This is a genomic window from Arthrobacter sp. ok362, from assembly GCF_900102785.1.
Taxonomy (GTDB): Bacteria; Actinomycetota; Actinomycetes; order Actinomycetales; family Micrococcaceae; genus Arthrobacter.
Window position 1 is genome coordinate 15,443 of record NZ_FNGC01000014.1, and the last position, 20,926, is coordinate 36,368.

Genomic DNA, 20,926 nt, shown 5'->3' on the forward strand with positions numbered 1-20,926 from the left:
GGCGCGGGTCCAGGTACCGGCTCGGGCCCCGGAACCGGCGGCGGCGTGACCGGACCGGGTTCCGGCGGGAACGGGTCCCCGGGCTCCGGCGGCGGCGTCGTGGGGCCTGGTTCCGGCGGAAACGGATCGGGTTCGTGGGGCGGTGGAATAGTCATGCCTGGCTTCCTTTCTTGGCTGGCGTTCAGGATCGAAGATCAGGCGCCGCGGCGCCGGCGCAACACCCGCAGTTCCCAGGGCCGCAGGCGCACCGCGCCGCCCCGCACGGCACTGTCGGCAGCCCTGCCCCGCACGGCACTGGCTGCTGAACCGCCGTCGGCAGAACTGCCGTCGGCAGCGCCGCCGTCGGACGGGTAATTGCCCAAGACCAGCTCGGCGTCATACCAGGTCTCATCCCCGAGTTCCGCGTGGCGCTCCTCGCCGGAAAAGTTGCCCAGAACCAACATCTCCGGAATCTCCGTGCCGTTTGAGGGAGCGCCGGAGGAATCGTCTGAACCGGAACCAGCCAGCGTCCGGGTGAACGCGTAGACGTGCGGGTCGTCCGGCAGCAGCATGGTGAAGTTCCCGTGGGAGACCACCGGTTCCGCGTGCCGCAGCGCTATCACCGCGCGGTAGAAGCTGTAGACCGAGTCCGGGTCATCCACCTGGGCGGCGGCGTTGATGTGGTTGGCGTTCGGGTTCACCGCGATCCAGGGAGCCCCGGTGGTGAACCCGGCGTGCCGGGAGGCGTCCCACTGGACCGGGGTGCGTGCGTTGTCCCGGTTCAGCGGCGCGAGGGCGGCGAGGACCTCGGCGTCGGTGTGGCCAAGGTGAGTGGTGGCTTCGCGGTGGTGGTTGAGGACCTCGATGTCGCGGTAGTCGCTGATCGCGCCGAACGTCATGTTGGTCATGCCCAGTTCCTCACCCTGGTAGACGTAGGGCGTGCCCCGGTGCAGGTGCAGGATGCCGGCCAGCATCTTGGCGGAGAGCTCGCGGTACTTGCCGTCGTCGCCGAAGCGGGACACAGCGCGGGCCTGGTCGTGGTTGCCCCAGTACAGGCTGTTCCAGCCGGTCTCGGCCAGGCCTTCCTGCCAGCGTCCCAGGGTCTGCTTCAGCTCGGTGAGCAGGAGCTTCTTGGGCCGCCATTTGTCACCGTCCTCCTGGTCCAGCGCCACGTGCTCGAACTGGAAGACCATGTCCACCTCGGCCCGGGCGGGGTCGGTGTACAGGATGGCGTCCGCCACGGTCACGCCGGGCATCTCGGCCACGGTGAGCAGCTCGCCGGCGCGGCCAGCGAAGACTTCCCGGTGCATCTCCTGCAGGAACTCGTGCATGCGCGGGCCGTCGATGTAGAACGGGGTGCCGTCGCCAAAGAGCTTGCCGTCCGCGACGGGCCCGTCCGGGAGCGAGGTGTCCTTGGAGATGAAGTTGATGACATCCATCCGGAAGCCGTCCACGCCCCGGTCCAGCCACCAGTTCATCATCTCGTACACCGCAGCGCGGACCTCGGGGTTCTCCCAGTTCAGGTCCGGCTGCTTCTTCGAGAAGATGTGGAGGTAGTACTCCCCGGTGGCCTGGTCGAACTCCCACGCAGGCCCGGAGAACGCCGAGCCCCAGTTGTTCGGCTCCGCGGCCATACGCCGGTGGGAGGCGCCGGCGTCGGGCTCCCGCGGGGCCCGCCACCAGTACCAGTCACGCTTCGGGTTCTCCTTCGAGGACCGGGACTCCACGAACCAGGGGTGCTCGTCCGAGGTGTGGTTGACCACCAGGTCCATCACCAGCTTCATGCCGCGCGCGTGCAGCCCCTCGGTCAGTTCCCGAAGCTCCTCGAGCGTGCCGAAGAGCGGGTCTACGTTGCGGTAGTCGCTGATGTCATAGCCGTTGTCGTCCTGCGGGGAGGTGTAGATCGGGGAGAGCCACACGACGTCGACCCCCAGCCGCTGCAGATAGTCCAGCTTGCTGATGATGCCACGGAGATCTCCGATGCCATCGCCGTTCGAGTCGGCAAAGCTGCGCGGATAGATCTGATAGACGACGGCGCGCTGGAACCAATCACCGGCAGTCGCCTTAGGTGTTTCCGCGGGGGCTTGTTCGACCGTCATGGGGGACTCCTCAGCTGGTCCAGCAGACAATGGGGTCAGCGCGTTGCTGACCCGTCAACGTCTGATTATCGACCAGTTGGCGGGGGCTGGGAAGACCCTGCCCGGTCCTGCTGTGCTGTCCTGCTGTCCGGGCGAAACCGTCCGGCCGTGGCTAGTTCTGCGAGGCGATGGCGTGGTCGCGGTCCTCGAAGACGTCCTCGCCTGGGCCGGAGAAGGCCTTGGAGCGCTGGATCGCCTCGATGGAACCGGTGAACAGCTGGGAATCGTGGGGGTCCGGGTGCCGGTGGTGTTCGGAGGTGGCGGCAGTCTTTCCCGGACGCTTGGACCCCGTCCCGGCCTCTGAGAAGGGGTAGGAAGCGGACGCCGCGGGCAGTGATTCGAGGCGGACGTGCGGGAGCGCCGTCGGGTGGTCCTCCTGCAGGAACAGCACCAGCTCCTCGCGGATCAGGCAGCGGAGGTCGAACAGGGAGGCGCTGTCCGCGGCGCTGACCAGGATGCGCACCCGGACAAAGCCGGCGGTGGCGTCCGTGATCTGCAGGATTCCCACGCGCTTGTCCCACAGCGGGGTCTCGGCCAGTACCTTCTTGAGTTCGCCGCGCATCGCCTCGACGGGTGCGCGCCAGTCGAGGTCGAACTCCACGGTGCCCATGACCTCGGAGCGCCGCCGGGTCCAGTTCTCGAACGGGGTGGTGGTGAAGTACGTCGAGGGCAGGATCAGCCGGCGGTCGTCCCAGATGTGGACCACCACATAGGTCAGGGTGATCTCCTCGATCCGGCCCCATTCCTTCTGGACCACCACCACGTCGTCCACCCGGATCGCGTCCGTGAAGGCGAGCTGCAGGCCGGCGAAGACGTTGACCAGCGAGGTCTGGGCGGCGAGGCCGGCCACAATCGAGATCACGCCCGCGGAGGCCAAGAGTCCTGCGCCGAGGGCTTGGATCGCGGGGAACGTCAGCATCATGCTGCCCAGGGCCACCACCACGATTAGTGCGACGCCGATCCGCCGGGCCAGGATTACCTGGGTGCGCAGCCGCCTGGCGCGGCGGTTGTCCGCGACGTCCACCCGGTACCGGGTCAGGACCATCGCCTCGATAATGACCAACATGGCGATGCCCAGCCAGGCCAGGGACGCGATGAGCGCAATCAGCAGCAGATGGTCCAGACCGTGGCGCCATTGGAGGTCCCCGCTGCTTGTGGCCAGCGCGATCCGGACGCCGATCAGGCACAGCGACAACCGCAACGGCAGCCGGGCCACGCGGGACGTCTCGCGCAGTTCGGGTTTGCTGCGGTTGAGCCGGAGCACAAGCTTGCGCACCAACCAGGACAGGACGAGTCCGGCAACCACGGCGAGGGCCATGGTCAGGAACGGCATTGCTTGTGTCAGAAACTCTCGCATTAGTTAAGATCTAGCAAGCTTCCGCGGGCAATTGAAATCGTCGGAATGTCAACGTGGGTCCGGTCACGCCGCCGCCGAACGTGGCGGCCATTGCACGCAGCGGCAAGTTCCGCACAGTCTGGGCCGCCACCTTGGGACTTTTGACCCTTGTTTTTTCGCCGGGACACTCCACAATAATCGAACCACTTGAATCCCAGGGGGAGGGCTACATGCGTCGACTCCCGGCGTTCGGCACAGCAGCATCGGCCGGCTTCTTGGTTGCGGCACTCCTCGGCGCCTGCGGCGGGCCTGCGGGCCCGGGTCCGACGTCGCCGTCGATGCCTTCGGTGCCCCCGCTGACGTCCGCGCCCGGCGCAACTGATGTTCCGCCGACCGAGGCGCCCTCGGCGCCAGCCACGCCCGCGCCGACGGCGGCGGACTGGAAGACCTTCAAGACATCAAATGGGCAGTTGGAGTTCGACTACCCGGCCGAGTGGACCGTCAAGGACCGCGGCGCCGAGGCTACGCCCGGCGGGGTGTTCTTGGAAGTCCTCACCGCGGCCGGCAAGTTGCTGGCCACGTTGCGGACCAACGTGGCCACGGGCTCGGAATGCACGCAACGAATCCCCTACTCAGTGCTCGATCTGGTGCCCGTTCCGGCCCTGGCCCAGCAGGGTGTCACGCCGCACTTCATCTTTGAGTTGCGGCTGTATCCGGCAGAGAAGGACCCCCTGAAGGCCAACGTCATGGCATACGGCATCAGCTCGGCACCCAAGCCGTCCGGGCCCGATGCCTGTCCGATCTTCCATTACTTCACCTGGCCGCCCAGCGGAGCGTCGTTCGGAGGCGTGTACAACCCCTTCGATACCAGCCCGGGCAACGAGCCCAACGTCGACACCCCAGAGGCCTACATGGAGACCTCTGAATACAAGGACATCAGGAAGATGATCACCTCGCTGCGTCCGGCGGGGCAGTAGGGCCGGCCCGGACACATGGCGAGGCGGCAGCGACGCAATGAAGCGGGGAGCATGACACGGCGACCCACCGTGTCTCCGGCTCCGTTTGTCCCGACGCTGGTCCTCGCAGCCCTGCTGCTGGCCGGCTGCGGCTCGCCGGCGGTGCCCCCAGCGACATCCGGCGCTGCGACGGCGCCGGATGCAACGTCCGGAAGCCCTCCTGCGGGAAACACTCAGCCGGGCAATACTCAGTCGGGAAACTCTCCATCGGGAACGCAAGAAACCGCGCCTTCGGGGTCAGGTTCGGAGACAACACCGGGGACCACGACGCCGGCCACCTCACCGACGGCGGTGGGCCCGCCGTCGTCGTCCGGTTGGAAGACGTTCACGACGTCGGACGGGACGCTGAGTTTCGACTACCCGGCCGGCTGGGTGGTCCGGGACCCGGCGGGGGAGGCGCCGCTGGGCGGTGAGTTCGTGGACGTTGTGAACGCTGCCGGGAAGCAGATGGCCGCATTGCGCACAAACATAGTCACGGGCGCCGAATGCGGTGATCAGCAGCCGTACATGCTGATCGATTCGGAGCCGATGCAGGCCCTCGCCGAGCCCGGCACGGCGGACCAGAATGTGCCGCGCTACGTCTTCGAGGGCCGCGGTGATGCCACAGCCATAAAAGCTTCGCCACCCACCGTCGCGTCGTACGGGATCACCATGATGCCGGAGGAGACCGGACCCCTGTCGTGTCCGATGTTCCAACTGTTCCTCTGGCCACCCAGCGGCGCGCTGTTCGGCCAGGCCTATGACCCGGCGAAGAACACGACGCCGGGGGACCCCGGGCTGCCGTATCTGGAGAAGGCGAAGCTTTACGCCACCACGGCCGAGTACCGGGACGTCCGGAAGATGATCACGTCGCTTCGTCCTGCCAAGGGTGCGGTCACAGGCGCGGTGACGGAGCCGGCGAAGTAGCCCCAGCCGGGCACATGCGCCTTCAAAGCTGCGCCTGCATGCCGCTGCCGAACTAGCTGTGCACTACACGGCGGGCAGGTGCCGGCGGCGCCTTGCCGGCGTGGGTGAGGCGTTCCTGGTGCCGCGCTGCCCGGTCCACGGGTTGCTGCGGACCTCCCGGATCAGTCCGGTGCCGGCGCACTCGCGCACTGCCATGATGGCGTTCGCCGCCTGGCGCTTGTCGTCGAAGGCCGTGGAAACGGCCAACACCGTCCCGTCACCGGCGAGAAGCCGGAACCGGACGTTGGATTCCGCGTCGGTGAAGATTTCGAATTGTCCAGCCATCGTCTTGTCCTTTCGGGCAGCTGTTGCTGCCGGTGGGGGAAGAGCACTTCGGTGTGCTGTTGCCGGGTCTTCGACAAACTGTTGTAGAACGACCCAGCCTTTCGCGGACGTCGGCCGCCCGAAAAGGGGCAAAGGTCCCTTGTCTCTGGGCGATGAGACAAGGCCTGCATGACCAAACCCGGTATGACCAAACCCGGTATGACCAAAATTTGGCGCCGCGGCGGGCGCTACATTGGGAGCATGACTGACAAACACCCTGTGCAGTTTCCGGCCGATTCCGGCGAGCCCGTGCGGCTGAACGCGCGGGTGTCCGGTGTGGTCCAGGCGGTCGGCTTCCGGTACTGGACGGTCCGGAAGGCCGAGGAACTCGGGCTTAGCGGCACGGTCAGGAACAACAACGACGGCTCCGTGGGCATTGTGGCTGAGGGGCCGCAGTCCGTGGTGCTGGAGCTGCGGCGCTGGTTGCGCTCGCCGGAGGCGCCTGGCCGGGTGGAGGACGTCGAGGAGTCCGTCTCGGCGGCGACGGGGGAGTTCGGCGGATTCGACGTGGCGTACTAGGGCTTGCAGCCGTCCTGCGGCCCGGGTCCGGGGCGAAGGACCCTCGGCAGCGCGGCGTGAGGCGAGTACGGTGTGCCCATGCAGAAAATATCGATCGATGCCTTGGCCAAGCAGCAGATCGCGGCTGCCCTCGCGGCAGGTAGCGGGCGGGCGGCTGACACGGTGTTCGGCGGGCACGAGAAAGTTCTGCGCCAGACCGTCATGGCGTTCAGGGCCGGGACGCAGCTGAGTGAGCATCAGAACCCCGGCGAGGCGACCGTGTTTGTGCTCCGCGGCTGTGTGCGCCTGCGTGCCGGCAGCGAATCGTGGCAGGGCAAGACCGGCGATCTGCTGATCGTGCCGGAGGGGCTGCATAGCCTGGAGGCCGAGGAAGACTCGGCGATCCTGATGACGGTGGCCAAGATCAGGACCTGAACCGCCGGCCCGATTCTGTGTTGGCCGCAGCCATTGAGGCGAAGGAGAGGCCGAAAGTGAATTCCAGGGAGGCCAGAGAGCTGAGGCACCCGCGCCCTTTGCGCGAAGGGGAGCGCCCTGCAACGGCCGGGAGGATGGCCGCCGTCGGGCCAACGCAGGTCGGGGGCACGACATGACTGCCATGGCGTCCATCGAGGAGGTCCCGGAAACCCGGCGGTGGTGGGCGAGGGCGGCTTTCATCGCGCTCATCCTTGCGGTGGCTGTCCCCTTGGTGGCTGCGGGCTTGGCAGGGACCATTGCGCTGGTCATGACCGGTCTGGGCGCCGTGCTGGTGGCCGTGGCTGCAATCTATTGGTTCCTTATCAGCCGTGGTTTCCTACGCTGGTGTGCGCTGGCACTGGCGGTGCTTGCCCCGCTGGTGGTCCTGATGCTGTACATCCAGGCGAGCCTGCTCCGGGAGGTGGTGATCGCGGTTGCGCTGGCGTTTCTTGCGTTGGTCTGTGCCCGCGCCGCCCTCCGGGAACGGGGCGAGGGCAAGGCGATGGCCGAGCACCCCGCGCCCACTTGGCGGCATGCCTTCCTGGTGATGAACCCGCGGTCCGGCGGGGGCAAGGTGGTGAAGTTCGACCTCCAGCGGAAGGCGGAGGAACTCGGCGCCGAGGTGGCACTTCTTGAAGGTCCGGGACCGGTGGATGTCGATGCGCTGGCCCGGCAGGCGGTGGAGCGCGGGGCGGATCTGCTCGGCGTCGCCGGTGGGGACGGAACCCAGGCGCTGGTGGCCGGCATCGCGGCCGAGCACGATCTTCCGTTCCTGGTAATCAGCGCCGGCACACGGAACCATTTCGCTCTGGATCTCGGGCTGGACCGGGAGGACCCGACGGGCTGCCTGGACGCCCTCCGGGACGGGGTGGAGCTGCGCGTGGACCTCGGCAAGATCAACGGCCGCACCTTCGTCAACAACGCATCCTTCGGGGTGTACGCCGAGGTCGTGCAGAGCCCGGCGTACCGCGACGACAAGGCCGGAACGGTCCTGGAGATGCTCCCGGACCTGATCAGGGGCGACAAGGGTGCGCGGCTTCGAGCCCAGATGGACGGCGCAACAGTGGACGGCCCGCAGGCCGTGCTGGTGAGCAACGGTCCATACGGAAGCAACGACCTCGCTGGCCTGGGCCGCCGGACCCGGCTGGACCGCGGTGTTCTCGGCGCTGTGGCGCTCTCCGCCGCCAGCACCCGCGAAGCGGTCGGCTTGCTGCGCCGTGCCACGAAACACGGCCTGATCCAGCGCGCGGCGGCGGAGGTGGTGGTCGACGCCGACGTGCCCGAGATCCCCGTCGGAGTGGACGGCGAGGCTCTGCTGATGAGCACGCCGGTGCGATGCAGCATCGAACCCCGCGCACTGAGGGTACTGGTTCCGCAGAACCGTCCAGGCGTCCCGCCGGCGCAGCCCTCCCTGGACTTGGTCCGACTCCGTGAGCTGGCATGGGGGCGGCACCCGACTGCGCCGCCTGCGCCCGCGTCCGCCGGCGGTTGACCGGCGGTTGACAGGCCCGGCGGATCAAGCCTGCACCGTGTGGGGCGGCTACTAGTTGTGTGTTGCCCACAACTGCAGCCACACGAGCAGGCGCGTTTCGGCGTCGTCGAGGTCTATGCCGAAGAGCGGTTCCACCCGGGACAAGCGGTAACGGACCGTGTTGACGTGCACGTCCAGCGACTTGGCGGCCTCGATCGCGTTTCCGCCGCAGCTCAGGTAGGCGTAGATGGTCTCCTCGAAGGATTTCTTATGCTGTTCGTCGTACGCCGCGATACTGAGCGCGTGCGCCCCGGGCAGTTGGCCGGCGGTCGCCAGCGCCGAGACAAACTGCCGCAGCAGCAGACGCGAGCCGAGGGAGTCGTGGTCGGCCACGATGTCATCGGAATCGGCGGCTATCCGCCCTTCCGCGACGTTGCGCACAAGCTCGGACAGGACCAGCTCAGCGTTGACCCTGGACTCCTCGAGACGGTCGATCGTCACCGGGACGCCCAGCGCGGCCAGGACCGGGCGTGAGAGAAGCCGGCGCGCATTCTGCACAATTTTCAGTATCGCGTTGCGTTGGAATTGGCGTGACGATTCGGTGGTTTGCGGCAGGACGATGTAAACGATGTTGTCCGAGAACCCGCAAACGGCCGAGGGCAGCCGGATGGCGCAGGCGGTCCGGATGGTGTCGAAGAGCCGGAGGCGGGACTGCAGCGTCTCGGCCGCTATGGCATCGGACGGCCAGACGCCGATCGCCGCGACACGGATGGACGCCGCCGAGATCCCGAGCCTGATGGCCGCCAGTTCGGCGCGTTTCGGATCGAACAGCAGCGGCTGGACCAGGTCTATCTGGCGCGTGAGGTTCGAGACGTAAGTGGTCCGTTTGTGCAGGATGTGGAGCGCGGCCACGTTGGCGGCTTCCCGCAGGATCCGGCTGGCGTCCTCGTTGTGGTGGTCCGCCAGTTCCAGGAGCCAGAGAGAGCCCAAAACGGAGTCGCCGGCCCGGATCGCGATGGCCGTGCGCCGAAGCAGGGGATCCTGGGTCGCGACATCCAGCGCGTCGGTGGCGGCATGGACACGGCGGTAGTCGTTGTCCGTTTCCACCGACTGCGGCACATGCAGACTCAGGATTGAACTCCTGCGCGTCTCGTCAATGGGCTGGTCCGGGAGGGTCGAATACGCCAGGATCGTCTGCTCGGGATCGGCGATGGCGATGGCACCGCCGGCTTGGGCCGCCACCGTGTTGGCGAGGTCAAACAGGTCCCCGGGGCGGATGTCCACCAGGGTCCGTCCCGATTGCCGGTGCGGGATGACGGCGGCATCCATGATCTCCGCGAGCTGGTTCCACGGCACCGAGTCGGAGGCCCGGAAAAGCGCCATCCCGCTGTCCCGGGCGGCTGCCCGCAACACTTTGTCCGAGGTGCCGTTGGATTTGTAAACGATCGCCACGTAGCCGGCCTCGCTGAGCTCGCGGACCTTTGCGCTGAGACGCTTCCCGGAAAGGGACAATCCGATGGCCAGGGCCACGGCGCCCGGGAACTTGGTGGGCCGGGCCGTCGAGTCGTAGAGAACAGAGCCGGCGACGATCTGCCGGTCATCGGACGGCATTTCCACGAGGCTGAGAATTTCCGATCCCGCCGAGCGGGCGACGTCGGCCAGGGTCGGCAGCGCGTGCGTTCCCACCGCCGGCGTCGTCACGGGGACTCCACGGACGCTGTTTGGCATTTGCTGCTAATGATTAGCCCCTCAATTTGTCGATAACTCCATAGTGATGCGGAGCTTCGTTTCCTACGCTGAACCATAACGCAGGACAGTACAACGGAAGGCCGTCATTGAAAATCACCGAAGCCAGGCAACTCGTCCAGATGAAGGCACCCGTCTTGTCCCGCCAACGGCGCGTGCTGGCGGGCGCTTTCAATGTGGAGGAATACCGGAAGTCGGCACGCAAGGTCTTGCCGGCCGGGATTTTCGATTATCTCGACGGCGGATCCGAAGACGAAGTGACCCTCCGCCGCAATCGAGCAGTCTTCGACGCGTGGGCCCTCATGCCCAGCTGGGGCCCGGTGTCCGGACCCGATACGACGGCGACCCTGCTCGGAAAAGAAAGCGCCCTGCCGCTCACGTTGACCCCCACCGGGGCCACCCGGCTGTTCCATCCCGAGGGCGAGCTCGCCGTCGCGGCGGCCGCCGACCGGGCCCGCATCCCCTACGGGCTGGCCGGGCTGAGCACTGTGCCCATGGAAACCATCGCGGAACAGCACCCGTCCCTGGACCGCTGGTTCAACTTTGGGCTCACCTCCGACGCCCAGGCGTTGAAGGACAAACTGGCACGCTGCGAAGCCGCCGGATTCACCACCCTGATTATCGGCGTCGACACCCGGGCGCTGGGATCCAGGGAGCGGGACCTTCACAACGGCTTCACCGCGCCTCCCGCGCTGACACTTTCAACCATTGCGGACATCGCCCGGCGCCCGTCCTGGTGGGTCAACTTCCTGAAGTCGGACGGAATCAGTTTTCCCAATCTGGATCCGCGCAGCGCCGCAGCCACCTCCGTGGTCACCCCGTCCATGTGGCAGCACATTCTTGGCCACTCTGATGCGACCAGCGGGTGGAAGGAGCTGGAAGCGTTGCGGCAGGCCTGGCACGGCAAGATCGTGCTCAAGGGCTGCGTCAACCCGGCCGACGTGGCAAAGGCCTCCCGTATTGGGCTGGACGCCGTGCAGCTGAGTAATCATGGCGGACGCCAACTCGATCACATGCTGAGCCCCATGGATGTCCTCCAGGAATCGCGGCAACGGGTGGGCGATTCGATCGAGATCTACGTGGACTCCGGCATCCGCCGGGGGAGCGACATCCTCAAGGCGCTGGCACTGGGAGCCGATGCCTGTTCGATCGGGAGGGCCTACCTGTACGGATTGGTGGCGGCCGGCTCGCCGGGCGTCGGACGCATCATTGAGATCTTCGCGGACGAACTGCGGCGTACCATGACTTTAGTGGGCGTCTCCAGCATTTCCGAGCTGAAGGCTCGTGGCGGGGAAATTCTTCGGGACATTCGTCATTCCGGAGAGATTCTGGAGACAAGGGCGTCGGAAAGCACGAATTAATGAGTTTTGATCAACCAGGCACACAGTGCCCTCCCGCAGCGTTGCGGGAGCCTAGAGAATCCCTGAACAGCTAAGGAAGCCATGCGCACCCGATACCTTCTTCCCGTTCTCACCCTAGCCACGGCGCTCTCGCTCTCGGGCTGTGTCAACAACAGCGAACCCGCCGCCACCAGCGGGGCCACCGGGACTGCTGACGCCATCAACGTGCAAAAGAATGACTCCATCGCCGCGTCGCTCCCGGAAAAAATGAAGAGCTCAGGCGTGCTCAACGTCGGCATGGCCAACAACTACCCGCCCAACGAGTTCAAGGACGATAACGGTGACCCGGCAGGCTGGTCTGTGGACCTCACCAACGCCCTGGGCAAGGTCATGGGGTTGAAGGTCAACTTCGACATCGGCACCTTCGATAACATTCTGCCGGCAGTGAAGGCAGGGAAGGATGACATGGGAATGTCGTCGTTCTCCGACACCGTGGAACGCGAAAAGCAGGTGGACTTCGTGAACTACTACTCCGCCGGCATCCAGTGGGCCTCGCCGAAGGGCAAGACCGTGGACCCGAACAACGCGTGCGGGCTTAAGGTCGCCGTCCAGGCCACCACCTATGAGGACACGCATGAGGTGCCGGCAAAGTCGAAGGCGTGCACGGATGCAGGCAAGCCGGCGATCACCATCTTCAAGTACGACGCGCAGGACCAGGCGACCAACGCCCTCGTGGTGGGACAGGTCGACGCGATGAGCGCCGATTCGCCCGTGACTCTCTATGCGATCTCCAAGACCAAGGACAAGCTGCAGACCGCCGGCAACGCCTTTGAAGTGGCGCCGTACGGGATGCCCGTGGCCAAGGGGAGCGCATTCACACCGGTCCTGCAGAAGGCGCTCCAGGCGCTGATCGACGACGGCACGTACAACAAGATCCTGTCCAAGTGGGGCGTCGAATCCGGTGGCGTGAAGACGGCAACACTCAACGTGGCAGCCAAAGGGTGATAGCAAATGAGCGAGCCGGAATCCGACAGGATGATTGAGTCGGAACCTGACAGGAAGCTGCGGGTCCGGGGTGGACAGGACACGGACACGTCGCCGGCAGAGGCGATAGTCGCGATCCCGCTGCGGCACCCGTGGCGAATCGTGATTGCCGTGGTTCTGCTGCTTGGATTGGCGGTGTTCGTGCTGGACGCCGCGCAACGCGCGGATTACGGCTGGCCCGACGTCGGCAAGTACATCTTTGACCGCCGGATCAGCCAGGCCGCGTGGGTAACGTTGTGGCTGACCATCTACTCGATGATCGGCGCTATCGTCATCGGCCTGCTGCTGGCCATCATGCGGCTCTCACCAAATCCTGTGCTGAAGAGCATTGCCTGGCTGTACATCTGGATCTTCCGGGGAACCCCCGTCTACGTGCAATTGGTGTTCTGGGGCATCGTGGCCCTGATCTATCCGGTGTTTACGCTGGGGATTCCGTTCACGACGCCGTGGGTCACCGTTCCGAACGAGATCTTCACAAACCTGTTCATCACCGCCGTGATCGGGCTGGCATTGAACGAGGCCGCCTACATGTCTGAAATTGTGCGTGCCGGCCTGTTGTCCGTGGACGAGGGCCAGGCAGAGGCTTCAACGGCGCTGGCGATGTCCTGGGGCCAGACCATGCGGTATGTCGTGGTTCCGCAGGCCATGAAAATCATCATTCCGCCGACCGGCAACGAAGTGATTTCGATGCTCAAGACCACCTCCCTGGTGGCCGCGATCCCGTTGAGCATTGACCTGTACGGGGTGTCCCGCGGCATCTCAGCCGTGACGTTCACTCCGGTCCCGCTGCTGATTGTGGCTTCCCTCTGGTACCTGCTCTTCACCTCCGTCCTGATGGTCGGCCAGCACTTCATCGAAAAGCGGTTCTCCCGCGGAACCGGGCGGATCAAGTCAGGCAAGGCGCCCGCCGCGCCTGACCCGGCACCGACGGCGGGACCCGGCGCACCGGGCACACCGGGTATGCCGTCCGGCACAGATTTTGGAGGCAAGGGATGACCGAAGTGCCCATGGTGCTTGCGGAGAAGGTTTCCAAGAATTTCGGATCCAACAGGGTCTTGCGCGGGATCAGCCTGGAGGTAGACCCCGGGGAGGTCCTCTGCATCGTGGGGCCCAGCGGTTCGGGTAAGTCGACGTTCCTGCGGTGTATCAACCACTTGGAAGTGGTCGACGGCGGCCGGCTTTCGGTCGACGGACAGCTGGTTGGCTACCGTCAAAAAGGCGAAAAGCTCTACGAACTCAAGCTCAAGGAAGCCGCTTTCCAACGCCAGGAAATCGGAATGGTCTTCCAGCGGTTCAACCTGTTCCCGCACTTGACCGCGGTGGAGAACATCATCCTCGCTCCCATGCGGGTGAAGAAGATTTCCAAGGCCGCCGCCACGGCACGGGCCGTGGAACTGCTGGAGCGCGTGGGGCTGGGGGACAAGGGCGATGCCTATCCGGCGCACCTTTCGGGCGGCCAGCAGCAGCGGGTGGCCATTGCCCGTGCCTTGGCTATGGACCCGAAGCTGATGCTCTTCGACGAGCCGACCAGTGCCTTGGACCCGGAGCTGGTGGGCGAGGTCCTGGACGTCATGAAAGGACTGGCCAAGAGTGGCATGACCATGATTGTGGTGACCCACGAAATGGGGTTCGCCCGCGAGGTGGCTGACACCTTGGTCTTCATGGATGACGGCGTGGTGGTGGAGGCCGGAGCTCCCCGCCAGATCCTGAGCGATCCGCAGCACGACCGGACCAAGGCGTTCCTCTCCAAGGTCCTCTGAGGCGTCACAGGGTTTCCGGGCACGGGCGGCTATGGGACAGACTGTTGCCGTGAGCAACTCTCCCCGGGCGGGCCTCGCCGTCGCCGGACTCAGCCTCGGCACCTCGCTGAACCCACTGAACTCCTCTATGATCGCCGTCGCCCTCGTGGTGCTGCGCGAGGACTTCGAACTCGACGTCGCCACGGTCACCTGGGTGATCACCGCGTTCTACCTCACCTCGGCGGCCGGCCAACCGCTCATGGGCCGGCTCGCGGACCGCTTCGGCCCGCGGCGGCTGTTCCTGCTGGGCATGGCCCTGGTGGCCGTGACCTGTGTGCTCGCTCCCTTCGCGCCGAACTTCGCGCTGCTGTGCGTGGCGCGGGCCTTCATGGCCCTCGGCACCGCGACCGCGTACCCGAGCGCCGTCGTCATGGTCGCTGCGCTGGCGCGGGAGGCGAACGTGAAGTCCACGCGGCCGCTGGGGCGGATCCAGATGGCGAACACCTCGGCGGCTGCAGTCGGGCCGGTGGTGGGCGGCCTGCTGGTGAGCCTGGTGGGGTGGCAGGCGCTGTTCCTGATCAACGTCCCGCTCTCGCTGGTGGCGATCTTCGTGGTCCGGCGCTTTGCCCCGGCGGACGGTGCCCGGGAGCGCGGCCGGGTGTCGGAGCTGGTGCGGGACTCGGACCTGCCGGGCATCGGGGCCTTTATCGGCGCCCTGGTGCTGGTGATGATGGCGTTGCTGAACGTGTTGCCCGCCTACCGGTGGTGGCTGCTTGGCGGAGGGCTGCTTCTCGCAGTGCTGTTCGCGTGGCGGGAGTTGCGGTTCAGCCCGCCGTTCCTGGACCTGCGGCTGCTGGGGCGCAACCGGCCGCTGCTGCTGGTCTACCTGGGCTTCGCATTGTTCAACGGCGTCTACTACTTCGCGTTCTTCGGCCTGCCGCAGCTGCTGCAGACCGCCGGCGGCTACAGTCCCGGCGTCGTGGGCGTTCTGATGCTGCCGCTGGCCGCGATCTCGGTGGTGGGGACGCCGTTCGCGGTCCGCGCGATCGACAGGTTCGGCGTGCGGCGGGTGCTGATCGCCGGCGTCGTGCTGCTCATGGCGGCGTCGGCCTGCATGTGGCTGCTGACCGTGTCCCTCGCCGTCCCGCTGGTGCTCGCGCTGACCGCCTTGCTGGGTGTGCCGTACTGCGTGGTGGCCATTTCCTCGAGCCAGGGCATGTACGTGTCCACTCAGCCGGAGGAGCGCGGGGTGGCCGCCGGGATTTTCCAGACCTGCCGCTACCTGGGCGCGATTACGGCCACCGTGCTGATCGGCATTTTCTACGGCAGCGGCGTCACGCAGGCGAACTGGGGACTGATGGTGTTCGTGATGCTGGGGCTGGGCGCGGTGGTGTTCATGGTGTCGCTGGCGTGGCGGGAGCGGCGGGCCTGAGGTCCGCCGGATGCGCGCGCCGTTGATGTGCCATGGCCGGAGTGGGACACTTGGGCTGCGGTCTCATCCACTTTAAGGAGTCGGAAATGGCTGACGGGACTGGATTGATCAAGCGGTTCTACACAGAGGTGATTGGCGACGGAAATCTCGCCCTCATCGACGAAATGGTCAGTGATGACTTTGTCGATCACGACCCCCTGCCCGGACAGTCGCCCGCCAAGGACGGCGTCGGGTACTTCGTCAACACGATGCGCGCGGCATTCCCGGACCTCAAGGCCAAGACCACCGAACCTGCGCTGGTAGATGGAAATCTCGAGGCGCAATACGTGGTCCTGACCGGAACGCATCAGGGAGAACTGATGGGCGTCGCGCCCACCGGTCGCAGCGTCGAATTCAGCGGCGTCGACATCATCCGCGTCGACGCCGGCAAAGTAGTCGAGCACTGGGGAGCCACGGACACCATGACCCTCATGCAACAAATCGGCGCCGTACCGAAGTAAGCCGTACCGAAGTAAAGGGCAGAAGTTTTTTGCAGCAAGGGGCCACTCCGCGCGGAACTGCCGCTTGCCGTCGTGGTGTTTGTCGTGTCGCTGCTGGGCCGGGAACCGCGGTAATCAGGGCCGTTCGACGTCGATAGCCAGGTCAGGCGGCCTGCGCCGGCGCCAAGTCAACGAGTTGGACCGTCACGCCGGATTGCCGGAAGAGCTCAACCTGCTCCGGGTCCGCGCGGTTGTCCGTGACGAGGATCCAGGGGGCGGGAAGCCGCACCCAGGCGTGGAAGGGGCGTTTGCCGAGCTTGGTGGAATCCGCCAGGACGTAGACGGTGTTGCCGCGGCGTGCCATCAGTTCCTTGAGGCGCGTCTGCGCCTGGTCGGCCTCGCACAGGCCGGCGTCCACCGTGACGGCGTCCGCTCCAAGGAACACCCGGTCGAAGCTCATCCGTTCCAGGGCTGCCTCGGCGATGGGACCCACGAAGGTCTGGCTGAGCTCGCGGAGACGTCCGCCCAGGCAGTCCACCTGGATGCCCGGCGAGTCGGCGAGTTCCTGGAGCGTGTTGATGCCCGGTGTGGTGACGGACAGGTTCTCCCTGTCCCGGAGGGCGTGCGCCATGGCCCCGACGGTCGAGCCGCCGTCGAGCAGGATGCTTTCGCCCTCCTTGACCTCGGCGGCCGCCCAGGCGGCGATGGCCTGTTTCTGTTCGAAGGCCTCGCCGGTCCGCTGCCGCAGGGAGGGTTCGGGGTGCGCGCCCAACGCCACGGCGCCCCCGTAGGTCCGGGCGAGTTTTCCCTGCTCGTTGAGCTGAGCCAGGTCGCGCCGGATCGTAGAGGCGGTCACGGCAAAATGCCGCGACAGTTCTTCCACGGACGCGAGGCCCGTGGTCACGGCGAGGTGGTAGATCTCTTCGCGCCTGGCTTTCGCGGTAGTCATCGTTGGCTCTCCTTCACCGGCTGCTCGCGCAGCCGTAGCTGTACCCGTCGGTACATTGCTGTCCTCATGCTATGCGGACCCGGCGCGCATCTGTGCACCGCGCACCCTCTCATAGGGACGCGCCGCCGCAGATTACATAGTTTTGTCCCGTGATGGATTTCCCGTGGCGCCCCAGCAGGAATCCGGCCAGCGCTGCCACGTCTTCCGGGTCCACGAGCTGGCCGAGGGCGGGCCGTTGCGGCGGGGTGGCGGACCGGCCCGGGTCGGCGAGCATCGGCGTGTCCGTGGGTCCGGGGGACAGCACGTTCACCGTGATGCGGCGAGGTGCCAATTCCTGCGCCCACGTCCGGCCCAGGCCAAGCAGCGCGGCCTTGGTGGCCGCGTACTGGCTCTTGCCGGGCGAGCCGGTCGAGGTCCGGCTGCCCACGAGGAGCACGCGGCCGCCGTCCGGCATCCGCGGAACCAGGGCGTTGGCCAGGCTGCTCGCGGCCGCCACGTGGACGGTGAACATCCCGGCCAGCGCCTCAGGTTCCAGCTCCCCCAGGAGGGCGGTCCGCTGGAAGCCGGCGGCGTGGACCAGGGCGTTCACCGGCGCCAGCCCCTCGACGCACTCGGTCAGGGACGCCGGGTCCGAGAGGTCCGCATGCCGCCACTGGAAGCCCGGCCCGAGCGCGGGCTCGCTCCGGCTGAGCCCGGTCACGTGCCAGCCGTCGGCCAGCAGGCGGACGGCGATGGCTTTGCCGATGCCCGAGCTGCAGCCGGTGACGACGGCGTGCGGCGCCGCCGTTGTTAGCTCAGCGGCCGCTGTTGCTTCGGTCATTACTGCGCCCCATCCATTACTGCGCCCCGTTGCCTGCCCGGTCAGCCGTTTCGCCGGGCGTGCCCGTGCCGTCGTAGGCCCACTGGGGATCCAGGCGGACGTACTTGATGGCCTGCCGGAAGTACGTGTAGGCGATGTTGAGCGCGCCGTCCGGGCTCTGGTGGATGGACGGATAGGAGTATTCGCGGTTCAGGCCGTCGCGGGAGTTGTTGGACAGGCAGTAGCCGTCGCCGACGTCCAGGTTTCGCCGGATGGGCCAGCTGCGGCCGGAGTCCTCGGAGATCGCGAGCGTCATCGGGGACCGCGGGGTGCCCCAGAAGGCCTTCCGTTCGCCGCCGTCGCCGGCAGGAGAGCCGGCAACCTGCCCCGCCGTGACCACCGGCTCGGTGATCTGGCCCTGTTCCTCAGCCAGGCCGTCGTCGTCGATCTCGTCGTACAGCGAAAGCCGCCGCTCGGTGGAGGCCTCGGCCCGGCTGTGGTTGTAGACCAGCGCCAGCCGGCCATCGGCCAGGGCAACGAACTGGATGGAGGAGTTGTTGTTCGGCAGCTCGGTGGGAACGGGTTCGCTCCAGGTGGTGCCGCCGTCGGCGGAGCGGGATTCGTAGATCGAGTCGGCCCAGCGGCTGCGGAACAGGGCCAGCAGGGAGCCGTCGGCCACCGGCTGGATGTTCATGTGCACGCAGCCCAGGCTGCCGGGGAGGACATGCTCACTCCAGGTGGCGCCGGCGTCGTCGGAAATCATGACGGCGCTGTCGTCGCTGTTGCCCACCCATTTCTCGCCCGGGGTGGTGATGCAGCGGAAGATCGGGATGATCCAGCGGCCGGACGGCAGCACGACGGGCAGTTGCCGGACGAACACGCCGCCGGACTCGTTGGCGGGGAACATGGTCTCCACCGGGCCCCAGGTCCGGCCGCTGTCCGCGGAGATGCGGCGGCGGACCTCGGCGGTGTCCTGGTTGCCAGCCTTTTGTGCGGTGTACAGCAGCCACAGCCGGTTGTCCGGGGCGGCGAACAGGATGGGGTTTTGTTCGGAGCGGGTGGCGTCGTTGGAGAGCTGCTCGGCCGGCGACCACTGGCGGCTGCCGAGCTCCAGGGTGGAGAACCAGATCGAGATGTCCGGCACGCCTTCCTGGGTGCCGCCGAACCAGACACAGCCGAGCCGGCCGTCCGGCAGCGTCAGGAGGTTCGCGGCGTGGCTCTGCACCGTGGGGGCCGGCAGGTACGCGTACAGGCTGCCGCCGGCTTCCTTGACCTCGCCGTCGGGGGTGATGGTGCTGTAGTTAGCGCGGAGCGAGTCGGTTGCGGGCGCATCTGTTGAAGGCACAGGTCAGTCCTTTGCGGTTGCGGCAGCCAGGTGTGCCTTGGCAGCCAGCTCCAGGTGGGTCAGATCGGAGGCGATCGTGGTGAACGTGTAGCCCTGGCGCAGCCGTTGCGCGGCGACGTCGCCGGCCGGCGTGTGGATGCCCGCGGCCACCCCCGCGGCGGCGGCCGCGTCCGCGATTGTCTCGAGCGCGGCGTTGAATTCCGCTTCGACCGCGGGGTCGCCGGGGAAGGCGCCGCCCACGGCGATGGCGAGGTCGGAGGGGCCCACATAGATGCCGTCCAGTCCGGGCGTCTGGCAGATTTCCTTGACGTTGGCCAGTCCCTCGGGCGTCTCGATCATGGCGAAGACCAGGGTGGCCGCGTTGGCGTCCGCGGGAACCGGGCCGATCCGCAGGGCAGAGCGCATGGGCCCGTAGGACCGGCCGCCCAGCGGCGGGTACTTGGCCGCGGCGACCGCGGTGGCGGCATCGGCCGCGGTGTTCACGAGCGGGACGATCACGCCGACGGCGCCGGCGTCGAGGGCCTTGCCGATCGCGGTGAAGTTGTTGTCCTCCACCCGCACCATGCCGACGGCGGTGTGCCCGGCGTCGATCGCCATGAGCCCGTTCAGCACGCCCGAGTAGCCGAGCAGCCCGTGCTGTGCGTCCAGGGCCACGTAGTCATAGCCGAGCCGGCTGACGCGCTCGGTAGCGACGGGCGCGTCCAGGACCGCCCAGTAGCCGACGGCCTGCTCGCGGGCGCGGATCTTGCGGGCGAATTCAGTAGCGAGTTCAGATGTCATGTCGGTGTCTTCTGCCTTCAGTTCGGGAAATCAGCGGGGAGTCAGGGGTGCGTCAGCGGTTGTAGGCCGGCATCGGGCCGCGGAGCCCGGCGCCGACGGCGTCGCAAGCGGCGGTGACGTCGTCCGGCAGCGGGCCCTTGGCCACGGCGGCGATGTTGGCCTGCAGCTGCTCCACCTTCGATCCGCCCAGCAGCATGGATCCGACGCCGTCGCGGTAGGCGAGCCAGCGCAGGGACAGCTCGGCGAGGGTGATCCCGGCCTCCGAAGCGATGCCGGCCAGGGCATTCACGGCCTCGAACAGCTGCTTGTCCCAGTACCGCTGGGTGTACATCGCGGCGAGTTTGGAGTCACCGAAGCGGCCCTCGGAAGGCCGGGTGTCGAAGCTGTGCTTGCCCGTCAGCAGGCCTCCGCCGAGCGGGTTGTAGACCATGGTGTGGACCTGGTGGGTGGCGGCGAATTCGAGGTATTCCTCCTCCACCCGGCGGGCCACGAGGTTGTAGAGCTGCTGCGCGACCACGGGACGGGGCGCGCCCACTTCACGGGCGACGTGGATGACGTCGGCGATCTGCCAGGCCGCGAAGTTGGACACGCCCAGGGCGCCGATTTTCCCTTCGGCGGCGAGCTCGGCCACGGTGCCCAGGGTTTCCTGCAGCGGGGTGGCCCGGTCCGGCTGGTGGAGGTAGAACAGGTCTATGCTGTCCACGCCGAGCCGGCGGAGGCTGCCCTCCACGCTGTTGCGCAGCCCCTCTTTGGACAGCGGGGCGTGCTGGCCGTGGTCCGGATGCGGCATGCCCGCCTTGGAGGCGAGGACGACGTCGGCCCGGCGGTCCTTCAGGAGGCGGGAAAGCATCTCCTCGGTGGCTCCGCCGACGTAGGCGTTGGCGGTGTCAATGGTGGTGATGCCGGCGGCGAGCGCCTCGTCCACCATGCGTCCTGCGGTTGCCTCGTCGGCGGTGTCGCCGAACGTCATGGTGCCCAGGACGAGCCTGGAGATCGGTAGCTTCAGGCCGTCCACGGGCGTGCCTTCGGGCTGGATGCTCATTGGTTGATTCCTCGCGGTTGCATTGACGGAGTTGAGTTGGCTGGTTGCGT

The 20,926-nt window shown here is 66.9% G+C and carries 21 protein-coding genes; 11 read left to right on the plus strand and 10 right to left on the minus strand.

Annotated elements, in window-relative coordinates; genetic code table 11:
• Window positions 1-194 precede the first annotated feature (194 nt).
• The 3 genes from BLQ10_RS17205 to BLQ10_RS22825 all read right to left on the minus strand — a co-directional run bounded on the left by BLQ10_RS17205 (window position 195) and on the right by BLQ10_RS22825 (window position 3,907).
• Window positions 195-2,078 carry an alpha-glucosidase gene (locus tag BLQ10_RS17205; RefSeq protein ID WP_091564152.1) on the minus strand — a complete coding sequence of 628 codons (1,884 nt, stop codon included), beginning with the start codon at window positions 2,076-2,078 and terminating at the stop codon, window positions 195-197.
• 151 nt (window positions 2,079-2,229) lie between these two features.
• Window positions 2,230-3,474 (minus strand): mechanosensitive ion channel family protein, encoded by a 1,245-nt coding sequence (locus BLQ10_RS17210; RefSeq protein ID WP_175558667.1) that lies wholly within the window; start codon window positions 3,472-3,474, stop codon window positions 2,230-2,232.
• A gap of 205 nt (window positions 3,475-3,679) precedes the next feature.
• On the minus strand, window positions 3,680-3,907 hold the full coding sequence (locus BLQ10_RS22825; protein WP_254785638.1) for a hypothetical protein: 228 nt from the start codon (window positions 3,905-3,907) through the stop codon (window positions 3,680-3,682).
• Window positions 3,908-3,923: 16 nt separating this feature from the next.
• Between BLQ10_RS22825 and BLQ10_RS17215 the strand changes: the two genes are divergently transcribed.
• On the plus strand, window positions 3,924-4,430 hold the full coding sequence (locus tag BLQ10_RS17215; protein ID WP_254785639.1) for a hypothetical protein: 507 nt from the start codon (window positions 3,924-3,926) through the stop codon (window positions 4,428-4,430).
• Between the two features lie 330 nt (window positions 4,431-4,760).
• Window positions 4,761-5,375, plus strand: coding sequence for a hypothetical protein (locus BLQ10_RS17220; RefSeq protein ID WP_254785640.1), 615 nt, complete (start codon window positions 4,761-4,763; stop codon window positions 5,373-5,375).
• Between the two features lie 63 nt (window positions 5,376-5,438).
• On the opposite strand, the gene BLQ10_RS17225 is transcribed toward BLQ10_RS17220, so the two are convergent.
• Window positions 5,439-5,699: a YegP family protein gene (locus BLQ10_RS17225; protein WP_091564156.1), complete on the minus strand. Its 261-nt coding sequence runs from the start codon at window positions 5,697-5,699 to the stop codon at window positions 5,439-5,441.
• A gap of 240 nt (window positions 5,700-5,939) precedes the next feature.
• Between BLQ10_RS17225 and BLQ10_RS17230 the strand changes: the two genes are divergently transcribed.
• The 3 genes from BLQ10_RS17230 to BLQ10_RS17240 all read left to right on the plus strand — a co-directional run bounded on the left by BLQ10_RS17230 (window position 5,940) and on the right by BLQ10_RS17240 (window position 8,202).
• Window positions 5,940-6,257 (plus strand): acylphosphatase, encoded by a 318-nt coding sequence (locus tag BLQ10_RS17230; RefSeq protein ID WP_091564309.1) that lies wholly within the window; start codon window positions 5,940-5,942, stop codon window positions 6,255-6,257.
• Between the two features lie 78 nt (window positions 6,258-6,335).
• On the plus strand, window positions 6,336-6,671 hold the full coding sequence (locus tag BLQ10_RS17235; RefSeq protein WP_091564311.1) for a cupin domain-containing protein: 336 nt from the start codon (window positions 6,336-6,338) through the stop codon (window positions 6,669-6,671).
• Between the two features lie 172 nt (window positions 6,672-6,843).
• A complete protein-coding gene (locus tag BLQ10_RS17240) occupies window positions 6,844-8,202 on the plus strand; it encodes a diacylglycerol/lipid kinase family protein (protein WP_091564158.1) in 1,359 nt (452 codons plus the stop codon).
• 51 nt (window positions 8,203-8,253) lie between these two features.
• Here BLQ10_RS17240 and BLQ10_RS17245 read toward each other — a convergent pair whose 3' ends face one another.
• Window positions 8,254-9,909 carry a PucR family transcriptional regulator gene (locus BLQ10_RS17245; RefSeq protein ID WP_091564160.1) on the minus strand — a complete coding sequence of 552 codons (1,656 nt, stop codon included), beginning with the start codon at window positions 9,907-9,909 and terminating at the stop codon, window positions 8,254-8,256.
• Window positions 9,910-10,016: 107 nt separating this feature from the next.
• Between BLQ10_RS17245 and BLQ10_RS17250 the strand changes: the two genes are divergently transcribed.
• The 6 genes from BLQ10_RS17250 (at window position 10,017) to BLQ10_RS17275 (ending at window position 15,982) form a co-directional block, all read left to right on the plus strand.
• Window positions 10,017-11,288, plus strand: a complete 1,272-nt coding sequence (locus BLQ10_RS17250) for an alpha-hydroxy acid oxidase (protein WP_091564162.1) — start codon at window positions 10,017-10,019, stop codon at window positions 11,286-11,288.
• Window positions 11,289-11,369: 81 nt separating this feature from the next.
• Window positions 11,370-12,272, plus strand: coding sequence for an ABC transporter substrate-binding protein (locus BLQ10_RS17255; RefSeq protein WP_091564163.1), 903 nt, complete (start codon window positions 11,370-11,372; stop codon window positions 12,270-12,272).
• Window positions 12,273-12,278: 6 nt separating this feature from the next.
• A complete protein-coding gene (locus BLQ10_RS17260) occupies window positions 12,279-13,307 on the plus strand; it encodes an amino acid ABC transporter permease (RefSeq protein ID WP_254785641.1) in 1,029 nt (342 codons plus the stop codon).
• Complete coding sequence (locus tag BLQ10_RS17265; RefSeq protein ID WP_091564165.1) at window positions 13,304-14,071, plus strand: amino acid ABC transporter ATP-binding protein; 768 nt, start codon at window positions 13,304-13,306, stop codon at window positions 14,069-14,071. The genes BLQ10_RS17260 and BLQ10_RS17265 overlap by 4 nt, the downstream gene beginning before the upstream one ends.
• Before the next feature lie 49 nt (window positions 14,072-14,120).
• Window positions 14,121-15,482: an MFS transporter gene (locus BLQ10_RS17270; RefSeq protein WP_254785642.1), complete on the plus strand. Its 1,362-nt coding sequence runs from the start codon at window positions 14,121-14,123 to the stop codon at window positions 15,480-15,482.
• An 86-nt stretch (window positions 15,483-15,568) separates the two neighbouring features.
• Window positions 15,569-15,982, plus strand: a complete 414-nt coding sequence (locus BLQ10_RS17275) for an ester cyclase (RefSeq protein ID WP_091564168.1) — start codon at window positions 15,569-15,571, stop codon at window positions 15,980-15,982.
• 142 nt (window positions 15,983-16,124) lie between these two features.
• Here BLQ10_RS17275 and BLQ10_RS17280 read toward each other — a convergent pair whose 3' ends face one another.
• The 5 genes from BLQ10_RS17280 to BLQ10_RS17300 all read right to left on the minus strand — a co-directional run bounded on the left by BLQ10_RS17280 (window position 16,125) and on the right by BLQ10_RS17300 (window position 20,876).
• Window positions 16,125-16,910 (minus strand): DeoR/GlpR family DNA-binding transcription regulator, encoded by a 786-nt coding sequence (locus tag BLQ10_RS17280; RefSeq protein WP_091564169.1) that lies wholly within the window; start codon window positions 16,908-16,910, stop codon window positions 16,125-16,127.
• Window positions 16,911-17,019: 109 nt separating this feature from the next.
• Window positions 17,020-17,730 carry an SDR family NAD(P)-dependent oxidoreductase gene (locus BLQ10_RS17285; RefSeq protein WP_091564171.1) on the minus strand — a complete coding sequence of 237 codons (711 nt, stop codon included), beginning with the start codon at window positions 17,728-17,730 and terminating at the stop codon, window positions 17,020-17,022.
• A gap of 16 nt (window positions 17,731-17,746) precedes the next feature.
• On the minus strand, window positions 17,747-19,054 hold the full coding sequence (locus BLQ10_RS17290) for a sialidase family protein (RefSeq protein WP_091564172.1): 1,308 nt from the start codon (window positions 19,052-19,054) through the stop codon (window positions 17,747-17,749).
• A 3-nt stretch (window positions 19,055-19,057) separates the two neighbouring features.
• Complete coding sequence (locus tag BLQ10_RS17295) at window positions 19,058-19,834, minus strand: HpcH/HpaI aldolase family protein (RefSeq protein ID WP_091564174.1); 777 nt, start codon at window positions 19,832-19,834, stop codon at window positions 19,058-19,060.
• 52 nt (window positions 19,835-19,886) lie between these two features.
• Window positions 19,887-20,876, minus strand: coding sequence for an aldo/keto reductase (locus tag BLQ10_RS17300; RefSeq protein WP_091564176.1), 990 nt, complete (start codon window positions 20,874-20,876; stop codon window positions 19,887-19,889).
• Window positions 20,877-20,926: the final 50 nt, after the last annotated feature.

Excerpts from the sequence above, each read along its gene's own strand:
- BLQ10_RS17205 (WP_091564152.1), bottom strand. The coding sequence starts at position 2,078 with ATGACGGTCGAACAAGCCCCCGCGGAAACACCTAAGGCGACTGCCGGT.
- BLQ10_RS17210 (WP_175558667.1), bottom strand. The coding sequence starts at position 3,474 with ATGCGAGAGTTTCTGACACAAGCAATGCCGTTCCTGACCATGGCCCTC.
- BLQ10_RS17225 (WP_091564156.1), bottom strand. The coding sequence starts at position 5,699 with ATGGCTGGACAATTCGAAATCTTCACCGACGCGGAATCCAACGTCCGG.
- BLQ10_RS17230 (WP_091564309.1), top strand. The coding sequence starts at position 5,940 with ATGACTGACAAACACCCTGTGCAGTTTCCGGCCGATTCCGGCGAGCCC.
- BLQ10_RS17235 (WP_091564311.1), top strand. The coding sequence starts at position 6,336 with ATGCAGAAAATATCGATCGATGCCTTGGCCAAGCAGCAGATCGCGGCT.
- BLQ10_RS17240 (WP_091564158.1), top strand. The coding sequence starts at position 6,844 with ATGACTGCCATGGCGTCCATCGAGGAGGTCCCGGAAACCCGGCGGTGG.
- BLQ10_RS17245 (WP_091564160.1), bottom strand. The coding sequence starts at position 9,909 with ATGCCAAACAGCGTCCGTGGAGTCCCCGTGACGACGCCGGCGGTGGGA.
- BLQ10_RS17255 (WP_091564163.1), top strand. The coding sequence starts at position 11,370 with ATGCGCACCCGATACCTTCTTCCCGTTCTCACCCTAGCCACGGCGCTC.
- BLQ10_RS17260 (WP_254785641.1), top strand. The coding sequence starts at position 12,279 with ATGAGCGAGCCGGAATCCGACAGGATGATTGAGTCGGAACCTGACAGG.
- BLQ10_RS17265 (WP_091564165.1), top strand. The coding sequence starts at position 13,304 with ATGACCGAAGTGCCCATGGTGCTTGCGGAGAAGGTTTCCAAGAATTTC.
- BLQ10_RS17275 (WP_091564168.1), top strand. The coding sequence starts at position 15,569 with ATGGCTGACGGGACTGGATTGATCAAGCGGTTCTACACAGAGGTGATT.
- BLQ10_RS17280 (WP_091564169.1), bottom strand. The coding sequence starts at position 16,910 with ATGACTACCGCGAAAGCCAGGCGCGAAGAGATCTACCACCTCGCCGTG.
- BLQ10_RS17285 (WP_091564171.1), bottom strand. The coding sequence starts at position 17,730 with ATGACCGAAGCAACAGCGGCCGCTGAGCTAACAACGGCGGCGCCGCAC.
- BLQ10_RS17295 (WP_091564174.1), bottom strand. The coding sequence starts at position 19,834 with ATGACATCTGAACTCGCTACTGAATTCGCCCGCAAGATCCGCGCCCGC.
- BLQ10_RS17300 (WP_091564176.1), bottom strand. The coding sequence starts at position 20,876 with ATGAGCATCCAGCCCGAAGGCACGCCCGTGGACGGCCTGAAGCTACCG.